General features: G+C 48.0%; 23 protein-coding genes. 16 read left to right on the top strand and 7 right to left on the bottom strand.

What is annotated here, in order from left to right:
- Positions 1–140: 140 nt before the first annotated feature.
- Positions 141–1715, bottom strand: a complete 1575-nt coding sequence (locus M1L52_RS15185) for an alkaline phosphatase family protein (protein ID WP_248615866.1) — start codon at positions 1713–1715, stop codon at positions 141–143.
- Complete coding sequence (locus M1L52_RS15180; protein ID WP_248615865.1) at positions 1705–2826, bottom strand: DUF4105 domain-containing protein; 1122 nt, start codon at positions 2824–2826, stop codon at positions 1705–1707. Before M1L52_RS15180 ends, M1L52_RS15185 begins: the two co-directional genes overlap by 11 nt.
- Before the next feature lie 216 nt (positions 2827–3042).
- Here M1L52_RS15180 and M1L52_RS15175 point away from each other — a divergent pair, with 216 nt between their 5' ends.
- The 4 genes from M1L52_RS15175 (at position 3043) to M1L52_RS15160 (ending at position 8586) form a co-directional block, all read left to right on the top strand.
- Positions 3043–4323: a hypothetical protein gene (locus tag M1L52_RS15175; RefSeq protein WP_248615864.1), complete on the top strand. Its 1281-nt coding sequence runs from the start codon at positions 3043–3045 to the stop codon at positions 4321–4323.
- Positions 4308–4988: an LPS export ABC transporter periplasmic protein LptC gene (gene lptC / locus M1L52_RS15170; RefSeq protein ID WP_317231495.1), complete on the top strand. Its 681-nt coding sequence runs from the start codon at positions 4308–4310 to the stop codon at positions 4986–4988. Before M1L52_RS15175 ends, lptC begins: the two co-directional genes overlap by 16 nt.
- Positions 4989–5021: 33 nt before the next feature.
- Entirely contained in the window at positions 5022–6284 is a 1263-nt protein-coding gene (locus M1L52_RS15165; RefSeq protein WP_248616094.1) for a hemolysin family protein, read from the top strand.
- A 163-nt stretch (positions 6285–6447) separates the two neighbouring features.
- Entirely contained in the window at positions 6448–8586 is a 2139-nt protein-coding gene (locus M1L52_RS15160) for a peptidylprolyl isomerase (RefSeq protein WP_248615863.1), read from the top strand.
- A gap of 98 nt (positions 8587–8684) precedes the next feature.
- Here M1L52_RS15160 and M1L52_RS15155 read toward each other — a convergent pair whose 3' ends face one another.
- Genes M1L52_RS15155 through M1L52_RS15145 form a run of 3 tightly spaced genes read right to left on the bottom strand, consistent with a single transcriptional unit; the run spans position 8685 to position 11364 of the window.
- Positions 8685–9275, bottom strand: coding sequence for a response regulator transcription factor (locus M1L52_RS15155; protein ID WP_248615862.1), 591 nt, complete (start codon positions 9273–9275; stop codon positions 8685–8687).
- 54 nt (positions 9276–9329) lie between these two features.
- Entirely contained in the window at positions 9330–10403 is a 1074-nt protein-coding gene (hisB, locus tag M1L52_RS15150; RefSeq protein ID WP_248615861.1) for a bifunctional histidinol-phosphatase/imidazoleglycerol-phosphate dehydratase HisB, read from the bottom strand.
- Positions 10381–11364 (bottom strand): hypothetical protein, encoded by a 984-nt coding sequence (locus M1L52_RS15145; protein ID WP_248615860.1) that lies wholly within the window; start codon positions 11362–11364, stop codon positions 10381–10383. The genes hisB and M1L52_RS15145 overlap by 23 nt, the downstream gene beginning before the upstream one ends.
- A 156-nt stretch (positions 11365–11520) precedes the next feature.
- Between M1L52_RS15145 and M1L52_RS15140 the strand changes: the two genes are divergently transcribed.
- Together M1L52_RS15140 and M1L52_RS15135 are read left to right on the top strand one after the other, a co-directional pair.
- Positions 11521–11727, top strand: a complete 207-nt coding sequence (locus tag M1L52_RS15140; RefSeq protein ID WP_248615859.1) for a hypothetical protein — start codon at positions 11521–11523, stop codon at positions 11725–11727.
- Positions 11728–11757: 30 nt separating this feature from the next.
- Positions 11758–13041 (top strand): serine dehydratase subunit alpha family protein, encoded by a 1284-nt coding sequence (locus M1L52_RS15135; protein ID WP_248615858.1) that lies wholly within the window; start codon positions 11758–11760, stop codon positions 13039–13041.
- A gap of 18 nt (positions 13042–13059) precedes the next feature.
- Here the strand turns inward: M1L52_RS15135 and M1L52_RS15130 are convergent, their stop codons facing one another.
- Positions 13060–13509 (bottom strand): type I restriction enzyme HsdR N-terminal domain-containing protein, encoded by a 450-nt coding sequence (locus tag M1L52_RS15130; protein WP_248616093.1) that lies wholly within the window; start codon positions 13507–13509, stop codon positions 13060–13062.
- A 450-nt stretch (positions 13510–13959) separates the two neighbouring features.
- Here M1L52_RS15130 and M1L52_RS15125 point away from each other — a divergent pair, with 450 nt between their 5' ends.
- From M1L52_RS15125 to M1L52_RS15115, 3 genes are all read left to right on the top strand, one after another.
- Positions 13960–16323 carry an ATP-dependent helicase gene (locus tag M1L52_RS15125; protein ID WP_248615857.1) on the top strand — a complete coding sequence of 788 codons (2364 nt, stop codon included), beginning with the start codon at positions 13960–13962 and terminating at the stop codon, positions 16321–16323.
- 231 nt (positions 16324–16554) lie between these two features.
- Entirely contained in the window at positions 16555–17136 is a 582-nt protein-coding gene (locus M1L52_RS15120; protein WP_248615856.1) for a UpxY family transcription antiterminator, read from the top strand.
- Positions 17137–17261: 125 nt separating this feature from the next.
- Positions 17262–18152, top strand: coding sequence for a DUF6562 domain-containing protein (locus M1L52_RS15115; protein ID WP_248615855.1), 891 nt, complete (start codon positions 17262–17264; stop codon positions 18150–18152).
- 31 nt (positions 18153–18183) lie between these two features.
- On the opposite strand, the gene M1L52_RS16505 is transcribed toward M1L52_RS15115, so the two are convergent.
- The gene (locus M1L52_RS16505; protein WP_248615854.1) at positions 18184–18606 is read right to left on the bottom strand and encodes a hypothetical protein; all 423 of its coding nucleotides are present in this window, start codon (positions 18604–18606) and stop codon (positions 18184–18186) included.
- A 95-nt stretch (positions 18607–18701) separates the two neighbouring features.
- Between M1L52_RS16505 and M1L52_RS16500 the strand changes: the two genes are divergently transcribed.
- The 7 genes from M1L52_RS16500 to M1L52_RS15080 all read left to right on the top strand — a co-directional run bounded on the left by M1L52_RS16500 (position 18702) and on the right by M1L52_RS15080 (position 25577).
- Positions 18702–19457, top strand: a complete 756-nt coding sequence (locus M1L52_RS16500; protein WP_248615853.1) for a FimB/Mfa2 family fimbrial subunit — start codon at positions 18702–18704, stop codon at positions 19455–19457.
- Between the two features lie 808 nt (positions 19458–20265).
- A complete protein-coding gene (locus M1L52_RS16595) occupies positions 20266–20478 on the top strand; it encodes a Fic family protein (RefSeq protein WP_410896790.1) in 213 nt (70 codons plus the stop codon).
- A 3-nt stretch (positions 20479–20481) separates the two neighbouring features.
- Positions 20482–21612, top strand: a complete 1131-nt coding sequence (gene gmd / locus M1L52_RS15100) for a GDP-mannose 4,6-dehydratase (protein WP_248615852.1) — start codon at positions 20482–20484, stop codon at positions 21610–21612.
- A gap of 237 nt (positions 21613–21849) precedes the next feature.
- A complete protein-coding gene (locus M1L52_RS15095; protein ID WP_248615851.1) occupies positions 21850–22224 on the top strand; it encodes a GxxExxY protein in 375 nt (124 codons plus the stop codon).
- Between the two features lie 243 nt (positions 22225–22467).
- Positions 22468–23793, top strand: a complete 1326-nt coding sequence (locus M1L52_RS15090; RefSeq protein WP_248615850.1) for a GDP-L-fucose synthase family protein — start codon at positions 22468–22470, stop codon at positions 23791–23793.
- 127 nt (positions 23794–23920) lie between these two features.
- Entirely contained in the window at positions 23921–24715 is a 795-nt protein-coding gene (locus tag M1L52_RS15085; RefSeq protein ID WP_248615849.1) for an AAA family ATPase, read from the top strand.
- The gene (locus M1L52_RS15080) at positions 24705–25577 is read left to right on the top strand and encodes a DUF4435 domain-containing protein (protein ID WP_248615848.1); all 873 of its coding nucleotides are present in this window, start codon (positions 24705–24707) and stop codon (positions 25575–25577) included. Before M1L52_RS15085 ends, M1L52_RS15080 begins: the two co-directional genes overlap by 11 nt.

Raw genomic sequence — 25577 nt, 5'->3', positions numbered from 1 at the left:
TTTGTTTTTTCGTTTTGAATGTAAAGATAAAAATTGCGTGCAAAGGTAGATATTTTTTTGCACAATCGAGCATAAATCGCTCATTATTTGATAATTGGGCGATTATATGCGTGTTGTCTCTCTTCGAAAACAAAGGAAATTTAGAAGAGTGGCTCGGAAGAACAAGCGTTCGGAGCTCGTATTCGTATGGCACGTGCAACGGTAGGTGCTATACGGTCTGTCGTTACGGGAGTGGTTATGCGCTCAGCCTTTACGCCTGCACCATAGATGATTATCGGGAATGGTACAAACGATGCTCTCGTTAGCTGTTTCTCCTGTGTGTCTTCGTTAAGGAGCTGCCATCCGGGAGCTGTCTCTATTACCACATCGCCGCAGCGCTCAGCGTTGAAACCATTGCGTACGCGCTGCAGGTGCTCGTTGTTGTCGGTCATAAGCTGCAATGAGGTATAGACATTGCGTACTCCTGACATCATGGCAAGAAACTCCTGTGCACGACTCGTTGCTTCACCAAGACTAATCTTCTTGGTTTCAAGCAGCTGGTGGTTAAGGTATATCTGATTCTTATAATAAGATTCTACATATGCAGCCTGTCCCCATATAGCGCCGAAGTACATGTTCATGAGGTTGGCGGTGCGGCTCAGGTAGAATGTGCCTGATGGTATGCGGTATTTCTGGTAGTCAACAGTCTCCTCCTCGCAATAGCCGGTGCTGGTGAGCACGAACATCACGTTTTCCTTGCCAAAGCGCAACTCGAACTGCTTTATCAGCTGGGCTATCTCAAGGTCAAGACGCACATAGGTGTCTTGAAGCTCCATCTGACATTCTGTCATGGGCTTGTGGTCGAAGCCGCCGGCATAGTATGTGAGGCATAGCATGTCGGTTACACGGTCATTGCCCATTCCACTGCTTGCCACACACTGTAGGGCAAGTGTGGTAACGTCTTCGTTGACAAGGGCACTGGTCTTATATTGCGCAAAACGATTGTCGCCTTTAAAGGTGTGCTTGAATGGCGACTGCAGACCTGTCTGCATGAAATATGCGAAGTTGCCTACAAGGTCGTTGACAGGCTCCCATGTCACGTTCTGGATGTTACGCGTAGGCGATTGCAGATTGTTGAATGCCTGCGCCCAAAGTGGAAATGACGAAAGATAGTATTGTGATGAGCACCATTGGCCTGTCTTGTCGTCTATCCATAATGCTCCATCTCCGGCATGGCCAGCTGACAGTATGGCTGCATCGCGGAATGGAGATATGGCGAAGATGATTGCACGTCCGCCAGTGGCAACTTTCAACTCGTCACTGATGGTCGATGTACTCATCTGTTCGGGTGATGAGCCTTCGTCGGTGAGTACGCCCTTGTGATGAGCGTCATCAACACAATAGACAGGACGCAGCGTCTTCCTGTCAAGCCAGCGCTCACCTACTATTTTATTATAATAAGGTGTAACACCTGTGTTCAGTGATGCTGTGGCGGAAGCACGGTCTATAGGGAGAAATGGATATGAGGCGCTTTGATAAACAGTTCCTTCTCCAAGCAGTTTCTTGAAACCGTTGTCGGAATAAAGCGGCAAGAATGCTTCAAGATAGTCACTGCGTAACTGGTCGATAGCAATGCTGACAACAAGACGGGGAGCACTGCGCATCTCCTGTCCATGGGCTTCAGCCTTGAATCCAAGGACTGCCAGCAGCGTGATGTATATGTACTTATTCGTCATTTCTTTTATGGCTTAAAAAACGTGTAAGCAAACAGCATGCCATAATTTCCATACCCTCGGCATAGTCCTGTATGAACCAGCCTGCGAAGAATAATATCAGGCATGTTAATAGTATGTTCCAATAGATGGTTTTCTTGTGAAGCAAGACGCTTGGTATGAACGCCAAGGAGACGGGATTTAACAGCAGAATCTGTAGGTTCGTGCTTGTCGTGGGATGCTCGGAGAAGAGCATCACAAACAGCAGACATCCGGCTATGCCTGTTAGTAGCATGAGTAGGGCGTCGAACCACACCAAACAGCGATGTCTCTTGTATTCCACTATTGCTATCGTCACAGCTATCGCGGCGAATAACAGGAAACAAAGGGTGGGGGACAGGGGAAAGTCTTCTTCTACTGTCTGTATGCCAGGCTCAACGAGAATCCGCTCTTCTTTCACTAAAGGGCGGTAGCTGCCGTTGGTGTATATCTGTGCCTTGCTGAAATCGGCCATCAGGTTCATCGGCAGGAACTGCTGTTCGCGAGTAGTAGTGCTTAGGTCGGCTTTTAGTCCAAGAAGCAGGTCGTTGCCCATCGTTGCCCAGGGATGATGCCCTGTCAGCTCGTGCAGCATCTCGCGATAGGTAGGAGCTTCGCCTTCATGTGGGGCATAGACAATAACTCCCGACACGTTGTTCGCGATAATGTCTCTCGGACGAGTGGAACAGTTGTCGTAGAAGAAATTGTAACGGTAGGTCTTGTTCTCGGGTCTCGCATTTATCATGAGAGCCAGGACAACACGCGCCTTTTCGTCATCGGTGAGGTTCAGCACCTGTTCCGTTACCTTACTTCCCCAGTCTTTGTAGTACCTGCAGAATGGTGCCAGTGGCGCTATGCCTAACTCATAGTCGGTCTTTCCAAGAACAAAACGGGCAACGAAATGTGGCGCGTTGAAGTTGAATACTCCATAGTTGAACACAAAATCGTCACCGTTCCTTAAATTGCGATAGCGCAGGGCTGTATGTCCGTAAAGACTGTAAATCTCTTCGTGTGGAGTGCATGTGATGAGGCTAATCTCAACGCTGTCCATCTTCATGGAGTCATTGCCGGCAGCATCCACGGAACATATTGGCATAATGCAAATAAACATCAGCCAAAGCGTCCTGAAGAAGATTTCTGTTTTTTTCACGATGCAAAAGTACTGAAAAGTTGGGAGTTAGTGGTTAGGAGCGAAGACTATTTTCTCCGTGTTTAACTTTTTTTTTGCCATTGTTTCTAAAAAACTCCTAACAGCTACTCCTAAACTCCTAACTTTTTCGTAATTTTGCACGCTGTTATATAAAATCGAACGATGAATAAACGATTCTATCTTGGATTCCTCGCTTTGGCAATCGCTGTTGGTGTACATGCACAGAGCGGAACCAACTCACCATATAGTCAGTATGGTATAGGTGTCTTGACAGACCAGTCTTCGGGCTTCCTGCGTGGAATGAACGGTGCGGGAATAGGCTTTAGGCAAGGAAACGTGGTTAATACGCTAAATCCGGCATCTTATTCTTCTGTTGACTCCCTGACAATGATTTTTGACCTTGGCCTGTCCGGACAGTTCACAAACTTCCGTGAGAGTTCAAGCATAGGCTCAACAAGCGTTAACGCAAAGAATGCGGACTTTGAATATGCGATTGGCAGTTTCCGCCTCCTTCCTCGTATAGGAATGGCTTTTGGACTGCTGCCATATTCAAACATCGGTTATAAATATGTCACATCAACATGGCTTGATAATACAAATGGCACTATCACTGAGACCTATCAGGGTAATGGCGGCATGCATCAGCTGTTCCTGGGAGCTGGATGGCAAGTGTCTAAGCCATTGTCTGTAGGTGTAAACGTATCTTATCTGTGGGGTGACATTGAAAAAACTGTAAGCAACAGTAATACCACATACATAAATGTCTTAGCGCGTAACTATTCAGCTAATGTCAGCAGCTATAAGCTCGACTTCGGCGTTCAGTGGCAGAAGCTTGTCAATAAGCTTGACCTTCTGACTGTCGGTGCCACTGTTGGCGTAGGGCATAAGTTGAAAGGCGATGCTAAATGTGAGGTTATTAACGTGAGTAACAAGGACACCACGACATATACTGTGGCTGATGGCTATTCCATTCCAATGACTTATGGCATAGGCGCTTCTTGGCGTCACACTGACAAGCTGATTGTCAATGTTGACTTTGCCATGCAGCAGTGGGGAAAGCTTGACTATCCTGATGTTACGGCAAGTGGTAATTATGGGTTGCAGAGTGGACTGCTGAAAGACCGTTATGAGGTTAAGGGCGGTCTCGACTTTGTGCCTGATGCTAATGCGCGTAAGTTCTATAAGCGTGTACACTATCGACTTGGAGCAGGCTACGCTACACCTTATTATAAAATAAATGGAGCTGATGGGCCAAAGGAGATAAGCGTAAGTGCTGGCTTCGGAATACCCCTTCAGAACTCTTATAATAACCGCTCTATACTGAACGTAAGCGCTCAGTGGGTGCAGAGATCTGCTTCAAATCTCATTAATGAAAACACGTTCCGTGTGAATATCGGTTTGACTTTCAATGAACGCTGGTTTGCAAAGTGGAAAGTAGAATAAACGTCCGTTTTACCTTAGTCTCGCTTGTCGTGGCATTTCACATGCTGCTCGTCGCTTCGTGCAGCGATGTGAAGGAACATACTGCCGATGCCATAAACCCTGAAGACTCTGTGGCTATGATGACATCTTATGGCGTTAACACGCTGATAAGCGATTCGGGTGTCATAAAATATCGCATCGTGGCAGAGCGCTGGGAAGTGAACACTCTGCGTCAGCCGTCACGATGGGAGTTCATGAAAGGCATCTTCTTCGAACAGTTTGACGAACAGTTTCATATTCAGGCTTATGTGCAGGCAGACACAGCTTGGTATTTCGACCAGCTGAACCTATGGAAACTGCGCGGTAGAGTGAACATCCGCACATCTAACGATGCTGTATATACAGGCGAAGAGCTCTATTGGGATGGCCGTAATCACGAACTTTACTCTAACACATATTCGCGACTGGTTACACCTGAACGAACAGTCGAAGGCACATGCTTCCGTAGCGATGAGGCGATGACTCGCTATACCATCAGCAATTCGAAAGGCTCTTTCGTGAAGGATGATATTGAGGATGATGAGAAAGCATCAGAAACCTCAGCTGAAGAAACTGCACCTGATGATACTGCTGCTGTAGTTCCTGTGCGTCAAGCCACACAGAAACGCAGCAAATCAGGAAAATAACAAGAATAGAAAATGGATCCAGAAAACACTACAATAGGCATAGGACTTATTATAGGACTCCTCATAACAATGCTTTTCTCCGCCTTTTTCTCAGGCATGGAGATAGCTTTCGTGTCAAGTAATCGTCTGAGGGCGGAGATGGATCGCGAGAAGAACGGCATTGCTCAGCGGGCTATGGCTGTGTTCTATCGACATCCGAACAACTTCGTTTCCACCATGCTTGTTGGAAACAACATCGCTCTTGTTGTCTATGGCATACTGTTTGCCCAGATTTTTGATGCCACTCTCTTTGCATCGCTTCCGGAAGGCGCTGCCAGGGTGACTGCTGACACGTTGCTTTCTACACTCGTGGTGTTGTTTACAGGCGAGTTCCTGCCAAAGACAATATTCAAAAGCAACCCTAATGCCATGCTTACGTTCTTTGCTCCGGCAGCGTGGCTCTGCTATGTGTTGCTCTATCCTATATCGCGTTTTGCAACTCTGCTGTCAAAGGGCTTGTTGAGACTTTTCGGAGTTAAGATGAATAGTAAGGCTGCAGAGCATGAGTTTACTAAGGTTGACCTTGACTATCTTGTGCAGTCGAGCATAGACAATGCTACTGACGATGACGATATCGATGAGGAGGTACGAATATTCCAGAATGCACTTGAGTTCAGTGATACGAAAGTGCGTGACTGCATGGTGCCGCGAACGGAGATAGATGCTGTAGAGGATACCTGTGACATTGAGACTCTTAAACAGCGCTTCATAGAGAGTGGACACTCGAAGATTGTTGTCTATCATGAGGATATTGACCATATCGTGGGATATATCCACTCATCAGAGCTGTTCCGTAACCCTGAAGACTGGACGAAGAACCTCCGAACAATGATATTCGTGCCAGAGACAATGGCTGCGAGCAAGATGATGCAGATGTTCCTATCTCAGAAAAAGTCGCTTGGCGTAGTCGTTGATGAGTTCGGAGGTACTAGCGGACTCATTGCTCTTGAGGATATTGTTGAGGAAATATTTGGCGATATTGAGGACGAGCACGACTCTACCAACTATGTTGCCAAGCGCCTTGAGGACGGTGACTATCTTCTCTCGGCACGTCTCGAGATAGAGAAAGTCAATGAGCTTTTCGACCTTGAACTACCTGAGAGTGATGAGTATATGACCATTGGCGGACTAATCCTTCACGAGTTCCAGAGTTTCCCCAAACTCAACGAGGTCGTTAAGATAGACAAATGGGAGTTTAAAATAGTCAAGAACACAGCCACGAAGATTGAACTCGTCCGACTAAAAGTCTGTGAGTAAAGGGCTATTTCACTGAAAAAGTAAGAAAGAGAGACTGTTTGTAAGGCGAAAAAACCATTTTTTCGATAAAACTTGCAAATAATTCAATCAAAATTACTAATTTTGTCGGCTGATTCGAAAAAAGTATAAAAACAAGAATTAAAAATATTACAAAAAAAGCAAAATGGCAGCAATTGGAAAAATTAGAAGCTGGGGCCCCACACTCGTAGTAGTGATTGGCTTGGCTCTGTTTGCCTTCATTGCTGAAGAGTTGTTCCGCTCGTGCCAGGCCACGAGCAATGAGCAGCGCCAGCAGGTAGGCCAAGTGTTAGGTAAGAAACTCTCTGTACAGGAGTTCAACGACCTCGTTGAAGAGCATCAGGAGATGCTGAAGATCAGAGATAATCGTGAAAACTTCACTGATGAGGAGCTCAACCAGATCAAGGATGAGGTATGGCAGAAGTTTGTCATGAACACCATGATCGAGGACGAGTGTGAGAAGCTGGGCCTTACGGTTACACGTGAGGAGATGCAGAACCTGTTTACAGAGGGCACTAACCCAATGCTTGTGAACACTCCTTTCTACAATCAGCAGACACGTCGTTTCGATGTGGCTTATCTCACCAAGTTCCTCAATGACTATAAGACTCTTAAGGAGCAGGGTGGACAGGCTGCTGAGCAGTACACTACACTTTACAAGTACTGGATGTACCTTGAGAAAGAGATTCGTAGCAATCTTCTCTTCGCAAAGTATCGCACACTGTTGTCAAGCTGCATGCTCTCTAACCCAGTGGCAGAAGAGGCGTCTTTCAACGATCAGAACATTGAGAGCAGCATCGTTCTAGGCTCACTGGCTTACAACAGCATCAACGATAACGACATTGAGGTGTCTGATGCTGAGATGAAGGCTAAGTATAATGAACTGAAGGAGAGATTCAAGGAGCTCACCGAGAGCCGTGATATTAAGTATGTGCGTTATCAGGTAGTTGCTTCTGATTCTGACCGTACAGAACTCATGAAGGCTATGGTTGAGGCTCAGAATGACCTCGTTAACGGTGTTGCTCCTGCTGAAGTGAACCGTAAGGCAAAGTCACTCGTAGCTTATAACGGCTTCGCTGTTACTCGCTCTGCTCTTTCTACAGACATCGCAGGACGTATTGACTCTATGCAGGTTGGTCAGACATCTGCTCCATTCGAGACTCGCATGGACAACACTCTCAACGTTGTTAAGCTCATCGCTAAGACACAGATGCCTGACTCAATAGAGTATCGCGCAATCAGAGTTGGTGGCGAAACTCTTGAGGCTGCTCATGCTACTGCCGACAGCATCTATCAGGCTCTGAAGGGTGGTGCAGTGTTCGATTCTATTGCACACAAGTATGGTCAGGATGGAAACAAGCAGTGGCTCACTTCTCAGATGTATCAGAGCATGACTGTTGTTGATGCTGACTCAAAGTCATTCATCGAGGCTCTCACCAATGGTGCTGTTGGAGACCTGAAGAACCTTCAGCTTGCTCAGGGCAATGTTGTCCTTGAGGTAACAGCTCGCAAGGCAATGGTTGACAAGTACGACGTTGCAGTTATCAAGCGTAACATAGAGTTCTCTAAGGCTACCTATACTGAGGCATACAACAAGTTCAGCCAGTTCGTAAGCTCTTGCAAGACTATCGACGATATCAACGACAAGGCTGCTGAGTTCGGATTCATGGCTCAGGATTATCAGAGAATGGAGAATTCTGTTCACTATGTAGCTGGACTTCGTGGCACTCGCGAGGCTCTTAAGTGGATCTTCGACGCTAAGGAGAAACAGGTGTCTCCTCTCTATGAGTGTGGCAACAACGACTGTCTCCTTGTCGTAGCACTCTCAAAGATTAACAAGAAGGGCTATGCTGACTGGGAGAGCCAGAAGGACTACCTGAAGGCAGAGATTCTGCGCGAGAAGAAGTTCGAGCAGCTGTCAAAGAAGCTCGATGGCGTGAAGACTCTTGCTGACGCAGCAAAGCAGGGCGCACGCCTTGATACCGTTCCTCACATCACATTCTCTGCTCCTGTATATATCATGGCTACAGGTGGCAGCGAGCCTGCTCTTAACGGTGCTGTTGCAGCTACCAACCAGGGCGAGTTCAGCAAGAAGGTTGTGAAGGGTAACGCAGGTGCTTATGTGTTCCAGGTTGTTGAGAAGAAGCAGCGTGAGAACGCACAGTTCGATGCTAAGTCTCAGGCACAGACGGTTAAGATGCAGAGCATGCAGGGTCTCAACCGTGTATTCGGTGACCTCGTAGAGAAAGCAGAGATTGTTGATAACCGCTACCTGTTCTTCTAATAGAAAATAAGTATAAGAAACAAAAAAGCCGCGCATCGCGCGGCTTATTTTGTTTCTCACCTCTCACCTCTCACCTCTTATCTCTTATCTCTTATCTCTTATATCTTATTAATATCCACATAACCATGCATCACGGCATATATGGTCAGTGCTGACACACTCTTCATTCCCAGTTTGTCCATGATGTTCTTTCTGTGGGTGATTACGGTTGAGAGGCCTATGTTTAGCTTATCAGCTATCTCCTTGTTTATATATCCCTGCACTATTAGCGCCATTACCTCAATCTCGCGGTCGCTGAGCACTTTCTGCTGTAGCGCCTTAGGCATTGGCGGAAGGTTCTTTCCATGAGGATGGGCATGCTGTTGCAGATGAAGCAGCGAACGCACTAGTTCCTGTTCAGGCATGTTGATGCAAATGCTGTGGAACTCGCTGAGTTGTGAGCCACCTTCCAATGAGAGTGTCAGCACTATTGTCTTGTGGCGATGTGCAGTGAAGAACTGCCTGTTTGACAATACTATGTTCGTTGCCACAAAATAGTGGAAATACTCTTCAGGGTGGTTCGCCTCAAACTCTGTCATGCTGCCAAAGACGTCAACAGTCATTATTGGCAGCACCGTCTGTAGCAACTGCTTTAGTCCTATAGTTGCCAGCGTGTTTGGATCAATTATCGCAATCTTTGGTCTTTCCATCTCTCTTACCTCTCACTTCTCACCTCTCACTTCTCACTTCTCACTTCTCACCTCTCACAGCACTCCCTTTGTCGATGGCAGCTCGAAGTGGTATATGTCACGTCTTACGGCCATTTTCAGTGAGCGGGCCAGTGCTTTGAATATTCCTTCTATCTTGTGATGCTCGTTCTGACCCTCGGCACGTATGAAGAGGTTCATACGTGCTGCATCGCTAAGACTCTTGAAGAAATGCAGGAACATCTCTGTAGGCATGTCACCCACATGTTCGCGATTGAACTCTGCATCCCATACCAGCCAGGGGCGTCCGCCAAAGTCAAGACAGACGTGAGCCATACAATCGTCCATTGGTAGTGAGTAGCCGTAGCGTTCTATGCCGCGTTTTGAGCCGAGCGCCTGATACAGACACTCGCCAAGAGCCAGAGCTGTGTCTTCTATGGTGTGATGCTCGTCCACGTTAAGGTCGCCATTACAGTGAATGGTGAGATCCATACCGCCATGCTTGCCTATCTGTTCGAGCATGTGGTCAAAGAAGCCCAGGCCTGTGGCTATGTCACAGCGTCCAGTGCCGTCAATGTTCAGCTTCACCTCTATGTCGGTCTCCTTCGTGGTGCGACGCACCTCAGCTTTTCTTTCTCCTCCGTATATGATTTCTGCTATACGGTCCCATGTCATGCCGTCGCGTCCCAGAATAAGTGAGCGACAGCCAATGTTCTTCGCAAATTGCGCGTCTGTGTCACGATCGCCTATGACGTATGAGTTCTCAATGTCATAGTGCTCCGTGTCGTTCATATATTTCTCTACAAGTCCTGTCTGGGGCTTGCGTGTTGGTGCGTTGTCTTCAGGGAAATGGGTGTCTATGAGTATCTCATCGAATGTTATCCCTTCACCCTCAAGGGTCTGCAAAATGAAGTTATGTGATGGGTGGAATGTATCCTCAGGAAAGGATGGAGTGCCCAGTCCGTCCTGATTTGACACCATCACAAACAGATAGTCAGTGTTCTTACGCAGGAACGACAGGTTGCGGAACACACCGCGTGTGAACTTTATCTTCTCCAGGGCGTCAACCTGTTCGTCGTGTGGCTCTTCAACCAAGGTGCCGTCACGATCAATAAATAGAATCTTTTTCATAAATCTCGTTATAGTCTTTGCGTTCTTTCTTTTGTGTCTCTATCGAACCATACAGATAGTAGAATGGGAATAGCGATGACAGATTCACGTATGCCTGTATGAAACCAGCGAGAGTGAACACACCCATGTTCATCCATATCATGTAGCTTGGCATGCCTGTAGGGTCACCATATATAGTGCCTCCCAGTGACTGTATGTTTGCTGCGAGAAGTATCAATGATGGCAGTGTTGTCACTATCGATGCTATGCCAATCATTATCACAACAACAATGGCTATGGTGAGAGTGCTTCCCCATGTCCTTACTGGAATGCCATAGCCCAGTGGCGATTTGTTGTCTTTGTTCAGTATGTAGGGCAGCATGCGCATCATGATTATCGGCAGCGCTATCAGCATTATAATAGTGGTGATACCAATGAGCATTGTTAAGGACATGGGCGATAACACACCTGTAAGCCATTTCTTTATAGCGAATATTATAGCTTCATATACAGCTATTATGACTACTGTCGCCAGCATCCATAGTGATGTCCTGAGAATGGCGCGCTTGTCGTTGGAGCCATACCAATGGGCTGGGGTGGGGATGGCTCCTGTCTCGCTGTGTCTGCTCAGAAGAGATAATCCTGATGAATATAACAGTGTAGAAGCAATGATGGCAAGTAGCATACAGACTGCAAATCCTGCTCCTAACAGCATAAGCTCACTGTTGTCTTCGGTAAGATGGCCTTCCATCTGCATCTTCAGTAGGTTTGTTACGTTGCCTATGCAGTAAGTCATCATTCCTCCTGTCACAAGGGCATAGAACAGGGCTGCAAGCCATGAACTGCGGAAGATGCTGCGGAAATTGTTCAGATAGAGTCTTATTCCGTCTCTGATTTCAGCGCTGACGCTTCTTATCTTCAGTAACTCAAGTGTTCTTGAGTCCTTCTCCTCTGCGTCATCTTTTATGTTTCTGTTGTCCATAATAATATAGAATCAATGCGTTTTTTGCAATTAACGATGCAAAATTAGCTAAAAATATCGAAATAGCGCTTGCTTCACTAAATAATAAGTATTAAAATTTTGTCATTTCGAAAAGATTCTCTACTTTTGCTCAGTTCACAATAAAACAAATGCTTTATGAAAAACAAAAACAATACGTCGGAAACTGTCTCGCGTCGCGAATTTTTAAAGCGTTCAGCACTCGGTTTGTTCTCTATCGCTGGCATGGCCCTCATTGGAGGCTCTCTGTTCTCATCGTGTGAAAAGGAAAGCGATGAGGATGCCCTCAGTAACTATGAACGCGAGCTCGAAGAGGAAGAGAAGAGAAAGAAACAAAACACCTGAACATGTGATACCTTAAGTCTTGTTACTATTATGATAGACGCTGAAACACGTCAAAGAATTATTAAGCTTGTCAATCGTGAGGTGGTGCCTGCCATAGGCTGCACTGAACCCATGTGTGTGGCTCTCTGTACTGCCCGTGCCACTGAGCTTCTCGGACGTCGCCCAGAGCGCATTGAGGCGCGTCTGAGTGCCAACATCTTGAAGAACGCCATGGGTGTGGGCATCCCAGGCACAGGCATGATTGGCCTGCCCATAGCCATTGCGCTTGGAGCACTTATTGGCAAGAGCGAATATCGTCTTGAGGTCCTCAAGGATCTCACCCCTAAAGCACTTGAGGAAGGCAAGAAATTCATAGCTGAAGAGCGCATAGACATTCAACTTAAGACTGGCATAACAGAAAAGCTCTATGTCGAGATGACTTGTATTGCTGGTGAGAAGCGCGCAACAGCTGTAATAGCAGGAACTCATACTCACTTTGTAGAGCCTGCCGATGCATCGGCTGATGTCAAAACTCTGAAGTTGTCTGATGAATCATGCGATAAGGACATTGAGCTGAACATGCGCCTTGTCTATGACTTCGCTACTACAGCGCCCTTGGAAGAGATTCGCTTCATTGAGGAGACGCGTAGGTATAACATGAATGCTGCACGCGAGGCTATAAAGGGCAACTACGGGCATAATCTTGGTAAGACCATAGACCGGCCTCTGTCTAAGGGCATCTTTGGCAATAGCATCTATGCACATATCATCTCTCGCACAGCTTCTGCCTGTGATGCACGCATGGGTGGAGCCATGATTCCTGTCATGTCAAACTCTGGCTCAGGCAATCAGGGCATCTGCGCCACTAATCCTGTGTGTGTATATGCTAAGGAGAACGAGAATACTGAGGAAGAGCTTATTCGTGCCTTGATGCTCAGCCATCTCACCGCCATCTATATCAAGCAGTCGCTTGGAGCACTGTCGGCTCTTTGTGGCTGTGTGGTGGCATCCATAGGCTCAAGCGTTGGCATCACATATCTCATGGGTGGCGGTTATGAGCATGTCTGTCGCTCTGTAAAGAATATGGTGGCAAACCTCACTGGCATGATTTGTGACGGTGCCAAGCCTTCGTGCTCGCTGAAGATTACTTCTGGCGTATCTACTGCTCTGCTCTCTGCCCTGCTATCCATGGAAGGCAAGTGTGTCACGTCAGCAGAAGGAATCGTTGACGACTGTGTTGACCGCAGCATACATAACCTCACTGCCATTGGTGCCAACGGCATGGGACCTACTGACGAGATGGTGCTCAATATTATGACGTCGAAAGGCTGTTGATAATCGGCTTTTCTGTTGTTATAACTGGTCATAGTTTGGTATATCGCTCAGAAACGTGTATCTGTTCTGCTCGTAATCCATCTGACAACAGTAGTGCTGCATTCCGTTTGATACTATGAGGTAGTCAACGTGAAGAAGCATATTATAAACAGTGATCTGGTTAAACACTTTCTGTGTTATTGCTATTTCAGGAGCCTTGTATTCCACGATAATCTTGGGATGCAAGGCTTTGTCGTATAACACGGTGTCGCAACGCAAGTGCTTCTCTCCTACACGCAAATTCACCTCATTGGCAAGCAACCCCTTGGGATAACCTTTGTGCTCAATGAGATAATGTACGAAATGCTGGCGTACCCATTCCTCGGGCGTTAGGGCAACATAACGGCGGCGCAGCACATCGAAAATCTGCTGCCTGCCATTCTGTTCTCTCAGTCTGCATTCGTATGTAGGGAGGTTCAACTGCATCATCATTCGTTTTGAGTGTTCAACGTTTTGCTTTGCAAAATTAGTCCATTTTCTGTAAATAGCAATACTTCTTTCAGTAAAAATCCTATATTTGCTTACTGATTCTTATAAAGAAAAAAACACTTTACTAATTTCTGTTTTTAGATTGTGATAACAATCGGTGTTTTTGCTCACTTCTGTATGTGAGGTCTCTGCAAGAGACCAAGATGGGAGGTAGATATTTTATCTGGGTGCTTGCACACAAGGAAAAATATATGCCTCTCATCTTGTAAGGACTGAAAGTCCGACACATATTGAAGTGAGGGTTGTTTCGGTTTTTGTTTATATTCAAACACTCCGTGAGCAATATAAATCCGTGTAATCCGTGTAATTCGTTGTTTGAAAAAAGTAAAATATCAGGAAAAACCAGCATTTGTTTTGTTCTTCGCTCGACTTTTCGTAACTTTGCAGGCTATGACGGAAAATTTTCTTGAACAACTGAATGAGAGTCAGCGCGAGGCTGTGCTATACTGCGATGGCGCATCGCTGGTCATCGCTGGTGCCGGCTCTGGAAAGACGCGCGTGCTGACATATAAGATTGCCTATCTCCTTCAGGAGAAAGGACTGAAACCTTATAACATCCTTGCACTTACATTCACTAATAAGGCGGCACGCGAGATGAAAGAACGCATAGGACGCCTCGTTGGTGAGGAGGTGGCGCGCTATCTGCAGATGGGAACCTTCCATTCCATCTTCTCACGCATTCTGCGTGCTGAGGCTGATAAGATAGGCTATAGCTCTAACTTCACCATCTATGACCAGACCGATTCGCGTTCGCTTGTGAAGAGCATCTGTAAAGAGATGCAGCTCGATGATAAGCAGTATAAGCCATCGTCGGTTGCCGACCAGATTTCTATGGCGAAGAACCATCTCATTCTTCCTCAGCAGTTTGTTGGCAGCTCTCTGTTCAACCCCAAACTGCCACGTGTCAGCGAGATATATCAGCGTTATACAGAGCGCTGTCGTCAGGCTAACGCCATGGACTTCGATGACCTGCTTGTACAGATATACCTTCTCTTTGAGAATCATGAGGATGTGAGGAAAAAGTATGTTGAGAAGTTCCAGTATGTGCTCGTAGATGAGTATCAGGACACCAATCATACCCAGCAGAAGATTGTCTATCAGCTCACACGTGAGCGTCAGCGGGTATGTGTCGTGGGCGACGATGCACAGAGCATCTATAGCTTCCGTGGTGCAAATATTGACAATATCCTTAATTTCAATACATCTTATAATAATACTAAGCTTTTCAAACTTGAACAGAACTATCGTTCCACTCAGCTCATAGTGCAGGCTGCCAATAGCCTTATCCGTAAGAACGAACGACAGATTCCAAAAGATGTATATAGCAAGAATGAGTGTGGCGACAAGCTCACTCTCAAGCCTGCATATAGCGATAAGGAGGAAGCCATGATAGTATGCAATGACATTGTGCGTCTGAAACGTCAGGACCATTGCGAATATAGCGATTTCGCTATTCTTTATCGCACTAACTCGCAGAGCCGCTCGTTTGAGGAGCAGATGCGCAAGATGAACATCCCTTATCGCATATATGGCGGCATGTCGTTCTACCAGCGTAAGGAGATAAAAGATGTCATAGCCTACTTCCGTTTGGTGTGCAATCCTAATGACGAGGAGGCCTTGAAACGCATCATCAACTATCCTGCACGTGGCATAGGTGACACCACTCTGTCAAAGATTATATCTACTGCAACTGCCTATGGCGTGTCGTTGTGGCAGGTCGTCTCTCAGCCCATCCTGTTCCATCTTGAGCTCGCCAAGGGTACAGCCGCAAAGGTTGAGGCGTTCCGCCAGCTTATAGAAGGGTGGGTGAGTCGTGTTGCTACTGAAGATGCCTACCAGCTGGGACATGCCATCATCATGGAGAGCGGCATTTCGAAAGATATCTACAGCAGTCGTAACCCAGAGGATATTGCTCGACAAGAGAACCTTGAAGAATTCCTTGGTGGTATGCAGGACTTCGTGGAGAGCCGCAAGGAGGAAGGACTCCACGACCAGACCTCTCTTGGCGATTTCCTTCAGGAGGTGGCTTTGCTCACCGACCTTGACAGCGAGGGCGATGAAGAACAGTCGAAGGTGTCGCTGATGACCATCCATAGCGCTAAGGGACTGGAGTTCCCAACGGTCTTTGTCGTTGGTCTTGAGGAGAATATCTTCCCTTCACCAATGTGTACTGACAGCATGCGACAGCTCGAGGAGGAGCGACGACTTCTTTATGTGGCCATCACTCGTGCTGAGAAACACTGCATACTTACCTGCGCACAGAATCGTTTCCGTTTTGGAAGAATTGAATATGACTCTCCTTCGCGTTTCATTCGCGACATAGATCCTTCTCTTCTTCATGTCGTTTCTAATAGTCATAGCGGAGAACATGATGACTATAGGCCTACTCAGAATCCTCACCCTGTAGCTACTCAGTTCCGTGCCGATCCAATGCCTCGTGCTGTGGCACCGCGAAGACCAGAGCCTACTGTCGATCCTTTCTCTGATAGCTTCAAGCGTCAGCTAAGCCAGGCCTCTGGCGGACGTTTCAAGCCCGTCTCTCGTGCAGTTTCTTCGTCTAACACCTCTTCATCATCTTCTTCCTCTTCCGCTGGACAGCTTCGCGAAGGCATGACCATCGAGCATCAGCGCTTTGGCATAGGAAAAGTCTTGAAGGTTGAGGGCTCTGGCGAGAACGAAAAGGCCACCATCGAGTTCCGCAATGTAGGCACCAAGCAGCTCCTCCTTAAATTCGCTAAGTTCACCATTTTGTAGCCTCGACCAAGATTCCTTGATAAAAATTAGGTAGTTGAGAAAATTTGTTGTACCTTTGCAACCGCTATTAGCCTCTTTTTCTAGGGACTGAAGCATCGGGAAAATGTGTACGATTCGCTCATGTAGCTGGAAATCAGCGCAGAAGTTGATGGGTTACATCTTTATAGATTATCTCCAAGAGGGCTCTGTCAAGCAATTTGGCGGTGACCCCCTCCTTTGTTTTTAACTTTCATGGATACTATTAAGCCGTCTGTTCCTCGTAAGGAAATGATTCTTTGGTATCCCATGCGTGTTACTTACGGACGCGAGGAGAAAATAAAAGATGCTCTTGACACGCTTAATGTACGCAATTTCCTGCCTATGATGCGCTTACGCGGATGGGTGGATGCCAATGGTGAACCTCATCAGAATATTGTCCCAGCCATCCGTAATCTGATTTTCATCAACTCGTCGCAAGAACGAATCACGGAGCTTAAGATGTTTAATAAGGAGTGCAATTCGTTGCGCTATATGACCAATCCTTTCTCGCATAGCGATGATGACTACCTCCTGACTGTTCCCGACCGTCAGATGGAAAACTTCATGCGGGTGGCCTCTGTTCAGGATGACCGGCTCATCTATCTAGATCCCAATGTCGATTATCTGCGCACTCCCGGTCAGAAGGTCCGTATCAAGGATGGTGATTTTAAGGATGCGGAGGGCGTCATCAAGCGCATTAAGAACAACAAGCGCGTCGTCGTAGAGATTCACGGCATCGCAGCTGTCGCTATCACCTTCGTTCCAGCTATTTGGCTTGAGCTGATAGAGGAATAATCACGATACCGACGCTAAAATACCAAAAAGTAAAAAAGTAACTCCAATATAATTTGTCATATTATTTTTACGTTAGAGTAAATGGACATCACAATGGTGCCCATAAACTTTAACAAAAAAATATTATGAACAAACAATTACTTTTGGCAGGACTTGTCCTGCTGGCTGCTTCGTGCAGCAACGAGAGTGAATTAACAGTAGTAGAGAACCAGTCAGTGACAGCACCAGTTACGGTGCGTATCAATGACTTCTCCATCACACAGGAGGATCTCCCCACAACGCGTGCGGTTCAGAATCCTGTTGACTATACTGCTGTAGGGGCAATGACACTCGCATTCTACGATGCCGATGGTACTGAGGTCTACAAAACCACTCAGTTAAGGGGCGATGGTTCCACCTACACCACCTTTGGTGAGTTCACTGCTAATCTTCAGGTAGGCACTTACACCATGGTGGCACTGGGTTATACCTATTTCGATGGTGACGCTTTCACACTCACCAGTCCTACTCAGGCAGCCTATACCAGCGAGCGCCCTCGCGAAACGTTCACCAAGGTTCAGACCGTCACCGTGACCAGCGCATCAGCGCTGGACCTCGATGTCACCCTCAATCGTATCAGCTCCTGGCTCAAGATTGTCTCCACCGATGGTCGTCCGGCCAGTGCTACGAAGGTACGCACAACCTTTGCCAAAGGTGGCAAGAGCTTCAACCCCACCACGGGTTTGGCCACGACCGACACAGGCTTCTCGCAGACCAACAACCCTTCTACGGCTGTAGGAGCAACGATTGAAGTAAACGCTCTTCCGTTCCTCTTCACCGACGAGGAATCGATGAACATCACCATCGAAGTTCTTGATGCCAGTGACAATGTTCTCCTTACAAAAGTGGTTAACGATGTGCCTTTCAAGCGCAACCGCAAGACCATTCTTCGTGGTGCCGTCTTCACGGTAGATGCATCTTCCGCAGCCTTCAAGCTCGAGACCTCATGGCTCGATGACGAAACCGTGAATTTCTAACCGTCGGGAGGTTCAGCTATGCAAAAGCTGTTCAGTATGTGTGCATGTCATGCACACCCCTCGGTACGGTCTGTGCCCTCTGGGGCCCGTGTCTTCGTCCGTTGCCTGTGCTCTTGTGCTCGGTCCTTTGGTCATTGCCTGTGCTCTTGTGCTCGGTCCTTTGGTCGTTGCCTGTGCTCTTGTGCTCGGTCCTTTGGTCGTTGTCTGTGCTCTTGTGCTCGGTCCTTCGTCCGTTGTCAGTGCTCTTGTGCTCGGTCCTTTGGTCGTTGTCTGTGCTCTTGTGCTCGGTCCTTTGGTCGTTGCCTGTGCTCTTGTGCTCGGTCCTTTGGTCGTTGCCTGTGCTCTTGTGCTCGGTCCTTTGGTCGTTGTCTGTGCTCTTATGCTCGGTCCTTTGGTCGTTGCCAGTGCTCTTGTGCTCGGTCCTTTGGTCATTGTCTGTGCATTTTATGCACACTCCTCTCCCTCTCCTCCTGCGAGAAGGCCATCACCGACGATGACACTGTGGTCAGCGGTTCAGCCGCTGACAAAGACGCCAACCTCCGGGTCACGGTGTTCAGCATTGAGAAGACCCCTTTCGAGACCTTCACTCGTGCAGCCACCCCTGCCTCCGAGGCCTGCACCCGCCTCAACTTCGCTATCTACGATGAAGGCGGCTCCCGCGTCAAGCAGGTCAACCAGACCTCTGCCGAAGCCGATTTCGGCAAGGCCTCCTTCCAGCTCGCTGAGGGCGACTACCTCCTAGTAGTTGTAGGCCATAGCGCCAGTGGCAACCCCACGATGACTGACCCCACCAAGGTCCAGTTCACCAATGCCACAGGCTACACAGATACCTATCTCTGCTGTGCCACTGTCACCATCGGTGAGGATAAGGTGGACTACAAGGTCTCTCTCGACCGTATCACGGCCCTCTGTCGCTTCGTGCTCACAGACACCGAGATTCCCGCTGAGGTCAAGAAGCTCCGTTTCTACTACACGGGAGGTTCAGGCGCCTTCAATGCTCAGACCGGCCTTGGCTGTGTCAACAGCAAGCAGGACGTGAAGTTCGATGTCTCTGCCTCTCAGAAGCAGTTCGACCTCTACACCTTCCCGTATAAAAGCACAGAGGGCACCATCCACCTCGTGGTGAGTGCGCTCGACGCTTCGGGCGTCGAGATTCTCCAGCGCGACTTCGATGTGCCCATGCAGAAGAACTACATCACGTGGCTCTCAGGGCCCTTCTTTGGATACTCCGGTTCCGGTAGCACCGGTATCACCAGCGTAACTATCAACACCGACTGGGCTGGCGAGACCCACATCACGTTCTAAACGTGCCAGTGAAGTGCACTTGAAATTATAAATCAACTCAGGGGCAGGTCCCCGCAGGCACCCCTCTCGGTCCTGCCCCTCTGTTTCGCCACCGTGCCCTGCTGTTCTCTGCAGGGGAAAAGAGCCGCTTGGCTCGTCCAAGAGCCCATCTTTGTCCCGTTTGTCGCCATTTGGCGCCCTTCTTCGTCCTTTGTGTTGCGATTGCATCGCATTAATGTCCCGTCTTGTTCGTCGCCATTTGATGGCGCCCCTTCTAGTGCTCAGCGGTTTTTCCGCTCTGCCCCTGTGCTCGACGGTTCTCCGTCGGGATGTTCGGCCCCTTCGTCCCTTGTCCCGCCGTCGGATGGCGCCTTGGCTCCGTCCAGTTTGTCGCCATATGATGGCGCCCCTTCTAGTGCTCAGCGTTTTTCCCGCTCTGCCCCTGTGCCCGACGGTTCTCCGTCGGGATGTCCGGCCCCTTCGTCCATTGTCCCGCCGTCGGATGGCGCCTTGGCTCCGTCTTGTTCGTCGCCATTTGATGACGCCCCTTCTAGTGCTCAGCGGTTTTCCCGCTCTGCCCCTGTGCCCGACGGTTCTCCGTCGGGATGTCCGGCCCCTTCGTCCCTTGTCCCGCCGTCGGATGGCGTTTCGGCTCCGTCCAGTTTGTCGCCATTTCTTGGCGACAGTTCCGCCCCTAAACTCAAGCGCCTGCTGGATATCCTTCACGGCTCCATGTCCGTCCGTGAGATGATGGCCGCCCTGGGGTTCGCCTCTCGCGACAAGTTCCTGAAGCAAATTTCTGAGTAAGCGAGTACAGAGCCATGCTCGCATGAACCGAGAGAGCAGCGAGTACAATGCAAAGCTTGCTTTAGCATTGTCGAGTCGCGTTCGAGGAAGGCGACAGCCAGCTCTGTCGAGCGTGAGGAAAGTCAACGAAGTTAACTACTTGTCCCCTGCGCTCAAGGCTGGGCTCATCGAAATGACAGACCCAGATTCCCCCAAGAGTCCCAAACAACGATATAGAAATAAAAAAACAATATAAATTATGAAAACAGCACTTATTACTGGTATTACTGGTCAGGACGGAAGTTATCTGGCCGAGTTTTTGTTAGAGAAAGGTTACGATGTGCATGGCACGATACGTCGCTCCAGCGTCGATTTCCGTGAGCGTATTGCTCACCTTGAGGGCAAGCCTCATTTCCACTTGCACTATGCCGACCTGGGCGACTCGATGAGTATCCTTGGAGTGATTGGAAAGGTTAAGCCTGATGAAATATACAATCTCGCTGCACAGAGCCATGTGCAGGTGAGCTTTGATAGTCCTGAGTTTACTGCTGATGTGGATGCAGTGGGTGTTCTCCGTATACTGGAGGCTGTTCGCCAGCTGGGATTGACCGACAAATGCCGCATTTATCAGGCATCAACCTCAGAGCTTTATGGCAAGGTAGAAGAAGTTCCTCAGAACGAGAATACACCTTTTCATCCCTACAGCCCCTATGCCGTGGCCAAGCAGTACGGTTTCTGGATCGTGAAGGAGTATCGCGAGGCTTATAATATGTATTGTTGCTCAGGTATCCTGTTCAATCATGAGAGTGAGCGCAGAGGTGAGACTTTCGTCACGCGCAAGATCACCCTTGCCGCAGCCCGCATCTCTCAGGGCCTGCAGGACTGCCTGTACCTAGGCAATATGGACAGCCTGCGCGACTGGGGCTATGCCAAGGACTATGTAGAGTGTATGTGGCTCATCCTTCAGCAGCCGCAGCCTGACGACTTTGTCATTGCCACGGGTGTGCAGCACTCTGTCCGCGAGTTCACCCAGCTCGCCTTCAAGCACGCTGGTATCACCCTTCGTTTCGAAGGTGAAGGCATCAACGAAGTTGGTATCATCGACAGCATCGATGAGTCTAAACTCTCAACTCTCAACTCTCAACTCTCAACTGGAGACGTCGTAGTACGAGTCTCCCCGGACTTCTATCGTCCAACAGATGTTGTCAACCTCTGGGGCGATCCCACCAAGGCCAAGGCTAAGCTTGGCTGGAATCCCAACAAGACTTCCTTCGAAGACCTCGTCCGCATCATGGTCGAATCCGACATCGCCAAAGTCGCTGCCGAAGGCGCAGCTGCCAAGGTCCGCACCAACCTCGCCGAGTACCTCGAAAAGGGCATCGTTAAGTAATTGAACATCTAAAAACACGAAATAAACGAAAATGATTCTTTCAGGTGACAGACCATAGGTCTGCTTTATTCCGAACACGTTCTGAATAAAGGTTTGATTTTATTGGAAGCACTTCTGAAAGCTTGCTTTCAAGATGCTTCAAACAAAATAAAACTCATCATCTGACAGAATCTATCACTGAACTATTAGAGTTTTCCGAGCCTTTCGATGTTGAAATAAAATAAAAGTAGAATAAGCATGTCGTTGTTGTACCCTGAGGAGTCTTACAAGATTACAGGTGCCATTTACGAGGTACACAAGGAATTAGGCCCTGGGCTCTTGGAAAAGGTTTACCAAGAGGCTCTCGAAAAGGAACTAAAACTTCAGGGTATTCCGTTTGAGCGTGAAAAGAGCTTCACCATTATGTATAAGGGTGAGGAGCTCGAACAGAAGTACATTGCTGACTTTGTATGTTACGACAAAATAGTCGTAGAACTAAAAGCCGTCGATGAACTTCTTCCAGTTCACGAAGCACAAGTCATTAACTACTTAGCCCTGACAGGGTACAAGCTTGGCATCCTTGTGAACTTCAACGCTACAAAGGTTAAACCCCAGCGCATAGTAAGGTATTGATGCAAACATCTAAATACACGAAATAGACGAAAGGTTTTTTATTATTGATGATGAAGTCTCATTTTATTGGATGAATCTTGAAAGCTAGCTTTCAGAAGTTCATCAAACAAAATTAGACCTTTGCTCACAAGCAAAGCAATCATCACAATGATTGTTATCTACATTCAATATTAGCGTTTTTAGCGTTTTTCGATGTTAAAATAAAAAAGAAGCGCTTTTAGATGTTAAAACAAAGAAGATAAGATGTTAAGTAAAGAAAGTAAGATATATGTAGCAGGGCACCACGGATTGGTGGGCTCTGCTATATGGAACAATCTGAAGAGTAGAGGTTATAATAACCTTATCGGACGTTCTCATAATGAATTAGATTTGACCGATCAGGTGGCGGTCAAGAAGTTCTTCGATGAAGAACAGCCCGATGCTGTTGTCCTTGCTGCAGCCTTTGTGGGCGGCATTATGGCCAATATGCTCTATCGTGCCGACTTCATCATGATGAACATGAAGATCCAGTGCAATGTCATCTCTGAGGCCTATGCCCATGGTGTCAAGAAGCTCCTCTTCCTCGGCTCCACCTGCATCTACCCCAAGAATGCTCCTCAGCCCATGAAGGAGGATTGCCTGCTGACATCACCCCTGGAATACACCAACGAGGAGTATGCCATTGCCAAGATTGCCGGCCTGAAAATGTGCGAATCGTACAACCTGCAGTATGGCACCAACTATATTGCCGTCATGCCCACAAACCTCTATGGCCCCAACGACAATTTCCACCTCGAGAACTCCCATGTCATGCCCGCCATGATGCGAAAGGTGTATCTGGCAAAACTGATTCATGATGGTGCATGGGATAAAATAGCTATCGACCTGAATAAGCGTCCTGTTGAAGGCGTCACGGGTTATGGTTTAGTGTCTAGAATTAGTGAACCGACGAACGAAGCAAGAGCAGAGAGCAAGCTTGCTTGCACTATGCCTTGCAAGGAGGAGGAAGACGATAGTCAATTAGAGAATGGGGCTGCTCAAGCAAATAATAAATTCACAAATTCTCAAATTCTTGATAATAGAAAGAAAGCACTTGATGTTCTCGCCAAGTATGGCATCTATGATAACCGTGTTGTCTTGTGGGGCACAGGCACTCCATTGCGCGAGTTCCTCTGGAGTGAGGATATGGCCGACGCCTCAGTGCATGTACTCCTAAATGTCAACTTCAGCGACATCATTGGTATCGAGAAATACAGCTCTGTCCATTTCGGTGCCAGCACCGACGGCGCAGTTGATAGAAACCACAGTACCGGCCGTGGTGGCTATATCCCCAGCCTGGGCGAAATTCGCAACTGCCACATCAATGTAGGCACGGGCAAGGAACTCACCATCCGTGAGCTCTCTGAGCTCGTCGTCAAAGCCGTCGGCTTTGAGGGCGAAGTAGCCTTTGATGCTAGCAAGCCCGATGGCACTATGCGCAAGCTCATTGACGTGAGCAAGCTGCACAGTCTCGGCTGGACCCACAAAGTGGAAATCGAGGACGGAGTCCAGAAATTGTTCGAGTGGTACCAGCAGAGCCTAGAGCGCTAATCCCCTCCAGCCCCAGGGTACATGTAAAAAGCCCTCAAGGGGACATGTAATCCAAACCGGTGGCAACGTGTCACCAGTTAAATAAATGAACCTGTTACAAACAGTAACGCTTTGAAATAAAGAATAGATGAAGAAACCAGATAACAACAGCATTCGGTCCTTCATATTAACAGAAATGTGGGGCGGAAAGGCCGATATTGTATGGCAGCGGCTCAATGACGACGTGAACATACTGGTGGGCATCAATGGCGCAGGCAAGACCACCTTGCTCAATGCTATGTATGCCTATTATACTGATGCGCCTGTAAAGAAGCAGTATGGCATTGCCCAGGGCTCACCTTTAGAGGGGACAAGTATCAGCTATGTGCGTTCGTTTGACGTGCCAGCCAATGTCAAGCGCTCATCACGTAGTCAGCTGATGGAGGAACTCGAGAACCTTGTCATCAAGAACAAGAACTCGTATTCCTTCTTCGATTACCGCATGAGGGCGCTCAATTTCCCCGACGAGGCTGCGACAGTCAACAAGCGCATAGAGAAGTTCATGGCGCTTGTAAACACTTTCTTTGTCGAAACCAAGAAACATATCGAAATCGACAGGGAGCAAAACAGTCTGGTGTTCATCGACGAAGGGGTAAATGGCAATAGAATCGAGCTCGAACAACTGTCTGCAGGCGAGAAGCAGCTGCTTTTAATACTCCTTACGGTGTTCCTGATGGACGGTAAACCGGCAGTGCTGCTGATGGACGAGCCAGAGCTCTCCCTTCATGTGTCATGGCAAGAGAAGCTGATCAAGGCTCTCAGGGGGCTCAATCCCCATTGTCAACTGATACTGACCACCCACTCACCCAGCATCTTTGCCATGGGATGGGAAGACAAACTGGTATTCATCGACGATATCATTCGCTTCAAGGATGGCAAGTAAGGGTCAGACAGTCAGTTCCTGGGCCCGCTATCTAAAGGCCAGTTGCCTGCTCTACCATGTAGCGGCAATGGTGAGGGTAGAGGACGTCGACGATATACCATTTTGGCAGTCTGTGCTTTCAGCCACCTGCCCTGGTAAGCGGTTTAAGTTCCTTCCCTATTCACAGAAGGGGGCTAACACTCATGTAACAGGTAAGAGTTATCTCTTGAAATATGTCTCGCAGGCCGACTCAAGGCTCTTGATAGCCATCGATAGCGATTTCGACTATCTTCGTGGCAATCCCAAGATGTCAGTGTCCCCGTATCTTCTGCAGACCTATACCTATTCCTGGGAGAACCACTATTGCTATGTACAGTCGCTCCAGCATCAGTGGCAAACGGCTTACGACGATCCCTTTGACTTTGGGGTATTCCTGTCGAACCTGAGTCAGGTGGTATATCTGCCGTTGGTCATCCTGTTGATTCATAAGATACAGAAGAAGGGCGGCATAACCCTTGGTCTTCTCGAATCGCGCATACTCCGACATCAGCCTAATAGCAAGGCGTTGTTAGATGACAATGGCAGTCAGCTCCTGTCGGAGATCAGGGAAGATATTGACAGTCGTATTATGAAGCTGAATAAGCTGAAGCAATCTACGCTTAGCAAGTATCAGCAGGTCTTTCGTCGTCTGGGGTTGACAGAAGAAAATGCCTATCTCTATATGCAAGGCCATTGCGTGTATGACTTGGTGTTGCGTATTGGCAGTTCGCTTACAGGCGATTCTGCAGGATTCAAGGCGCAAGTTCTTGATAACACCCTTCAGGTAGGTGGCTATTACGAGATCGACATGTTGATCTCCGATATACGAAAGATATATCCGTAG

It is taken from the genome of Prevotella sp. E13-27, from assembly GCF_023217965.1.
GTDB lineage: Bacteria > Bacteroidota > Bacteroidia > Bacteroidales > Bacteroidaceae > Prevotella.
The sequence above is the reverse complement of the archived record's forward strand: the minus strand, read 5'-3'. Positions and strand labels throughout refer to the sequence as shown.

Excerpts from the sequence above, each read along its gene's own strand:
- M1L52_RS16595 (WP_410896790.1), top strand. The coding sequence starts at position 20,266 with ATGAACCGAGAGAGCAGCGAGTACAATGCAAAGCTTGCTTTAGCATTG.
- M1L52_RS15125 (WP_248615857.1), top strand. The coding sequence starts at position 13,960 with ATGACGGAAAATTTTCTTGAACAACTGAATGAGAGTCAGCGCGAGGCT.
- M1L52_RS15085 (WP_248615849.1), top strand. The coding sequence starts at position 23,921 with ATGAAGAAACCAGATAACAACAGCATTCGGTCCTTCATATTAACAGAA.
- M1L52_RS15160 (WP_248615863.1), top strand. The coding sequence starts at position 6,448 with ATGGCAGCAATTGGAAAAATTAGAAGCTGGGGCCCCACACTCGTAGTA.
- M1L52_RS15115 (WP_248615855.1), top strand. The coding sequence starts at position 17,262 with ATGAACAAACAATTACTTTTGGCAGGACTTGTCCTGCTGGCTGCTTCG.
- M1L52_RS15130 (WP_248616093.1), bottom strand. The coding sequence starts at position 13,509 with ATGATGCAGTTGAACCTCCCTACATACGAATGCAGACTGAGAGAACAG.
- M1L52_RS15180 (WP_248615865.1), bottom strand. The coding sequence starts at position 2,826 with ATGCCAATATGTTCCGTGGATGCTGCCGGCAATGACTCCATGAAGATG.
- hisB (WP_248615861.1), bottom strand. The coding sequence starts at position 10,403 with ATGAAAAAGATTCTATTTATTGATCGTGACGGCACCTTGGTTGAAGAG.
- M1L52_RS15135 (WP_248615858.1), top strand. The coding sequence starts at position 11,758 with ATGATAGACGCTGAAACACGTCAAAGAATTATTAAGCTTGTCAATCGT.
- M1L52_RS15080 (WP_248615848.1), top strand. The coding sequence starts at position 24,705 with ATGGCAAGTAAGGGTCAGACAGTCAGTTCCTGGGCCCGCTATCTAAAG.
- M1L52_RS15145 (WP_248615860.1), bottom strand. The coding sequence starts at position 11,364 with ATGGACAACAGAAACATAAAAGATGACGCAGAGGAGAAGGACTCAAGA.
- M1L52_RS15155 (WP_248615862.1), bottom strand. The coding sequence starts at position 9,275 with ATGGAAAGACCAAAGATTGCGATAATTGATCCAAACACGCTGGCAACT.
- M1L52_RS15175 (WP_248615864.1), top strand. The coding sequence starts at position 3,043 with ATGAATAAACGATTCTATCTTGGATTCCTCGCTTTGGCAATCGCTGTT.
- M1L52_RS15120 (WP_248615856.1), top strand. The coding sequence starts at position 16,555 with ATGGATACTATTAAGCCGTCTGTTCCTCGTAAGGAAATGATTCTTTGG.
- M1L52_RS15185 (WP_248615866.1), bottom strand. The coding sequence starts at position 1,715 with ATGACGAATAAGTACATATACATCACGCTGCTGGCAGTCCTTGGATTC.
- M1L52_RS15090 (WP_248615850.1), top strand. The coding sequence starts at position 22,468 with ATGTTAAGTAAAGAAAGTAAGATATATGTAGCAGGGCACCACGGATTG.
- gmd (WP_248615852.1), top strand. The coding sequence starts at position 20,482 with ATGAAAACAGCACTTATTACTGGTATTACTGGTCAGGACGGAAGTTAT.
- M1L52_RS15140 (WP_248615859.1), top strand. The coding sequence starts at position 11,521 with ATGAAAAACAAAAACAATACGTCGGAAACTGTCTCGCGTCGCGAATTT.
- M1L52_RS15095 (WP_248615851.1), top strand. The coding sequence starts at position 21,850 with ATGTCGTTGTTGTACCCTGAGGAGTCTTACAAGATTACAGGTGCCATT.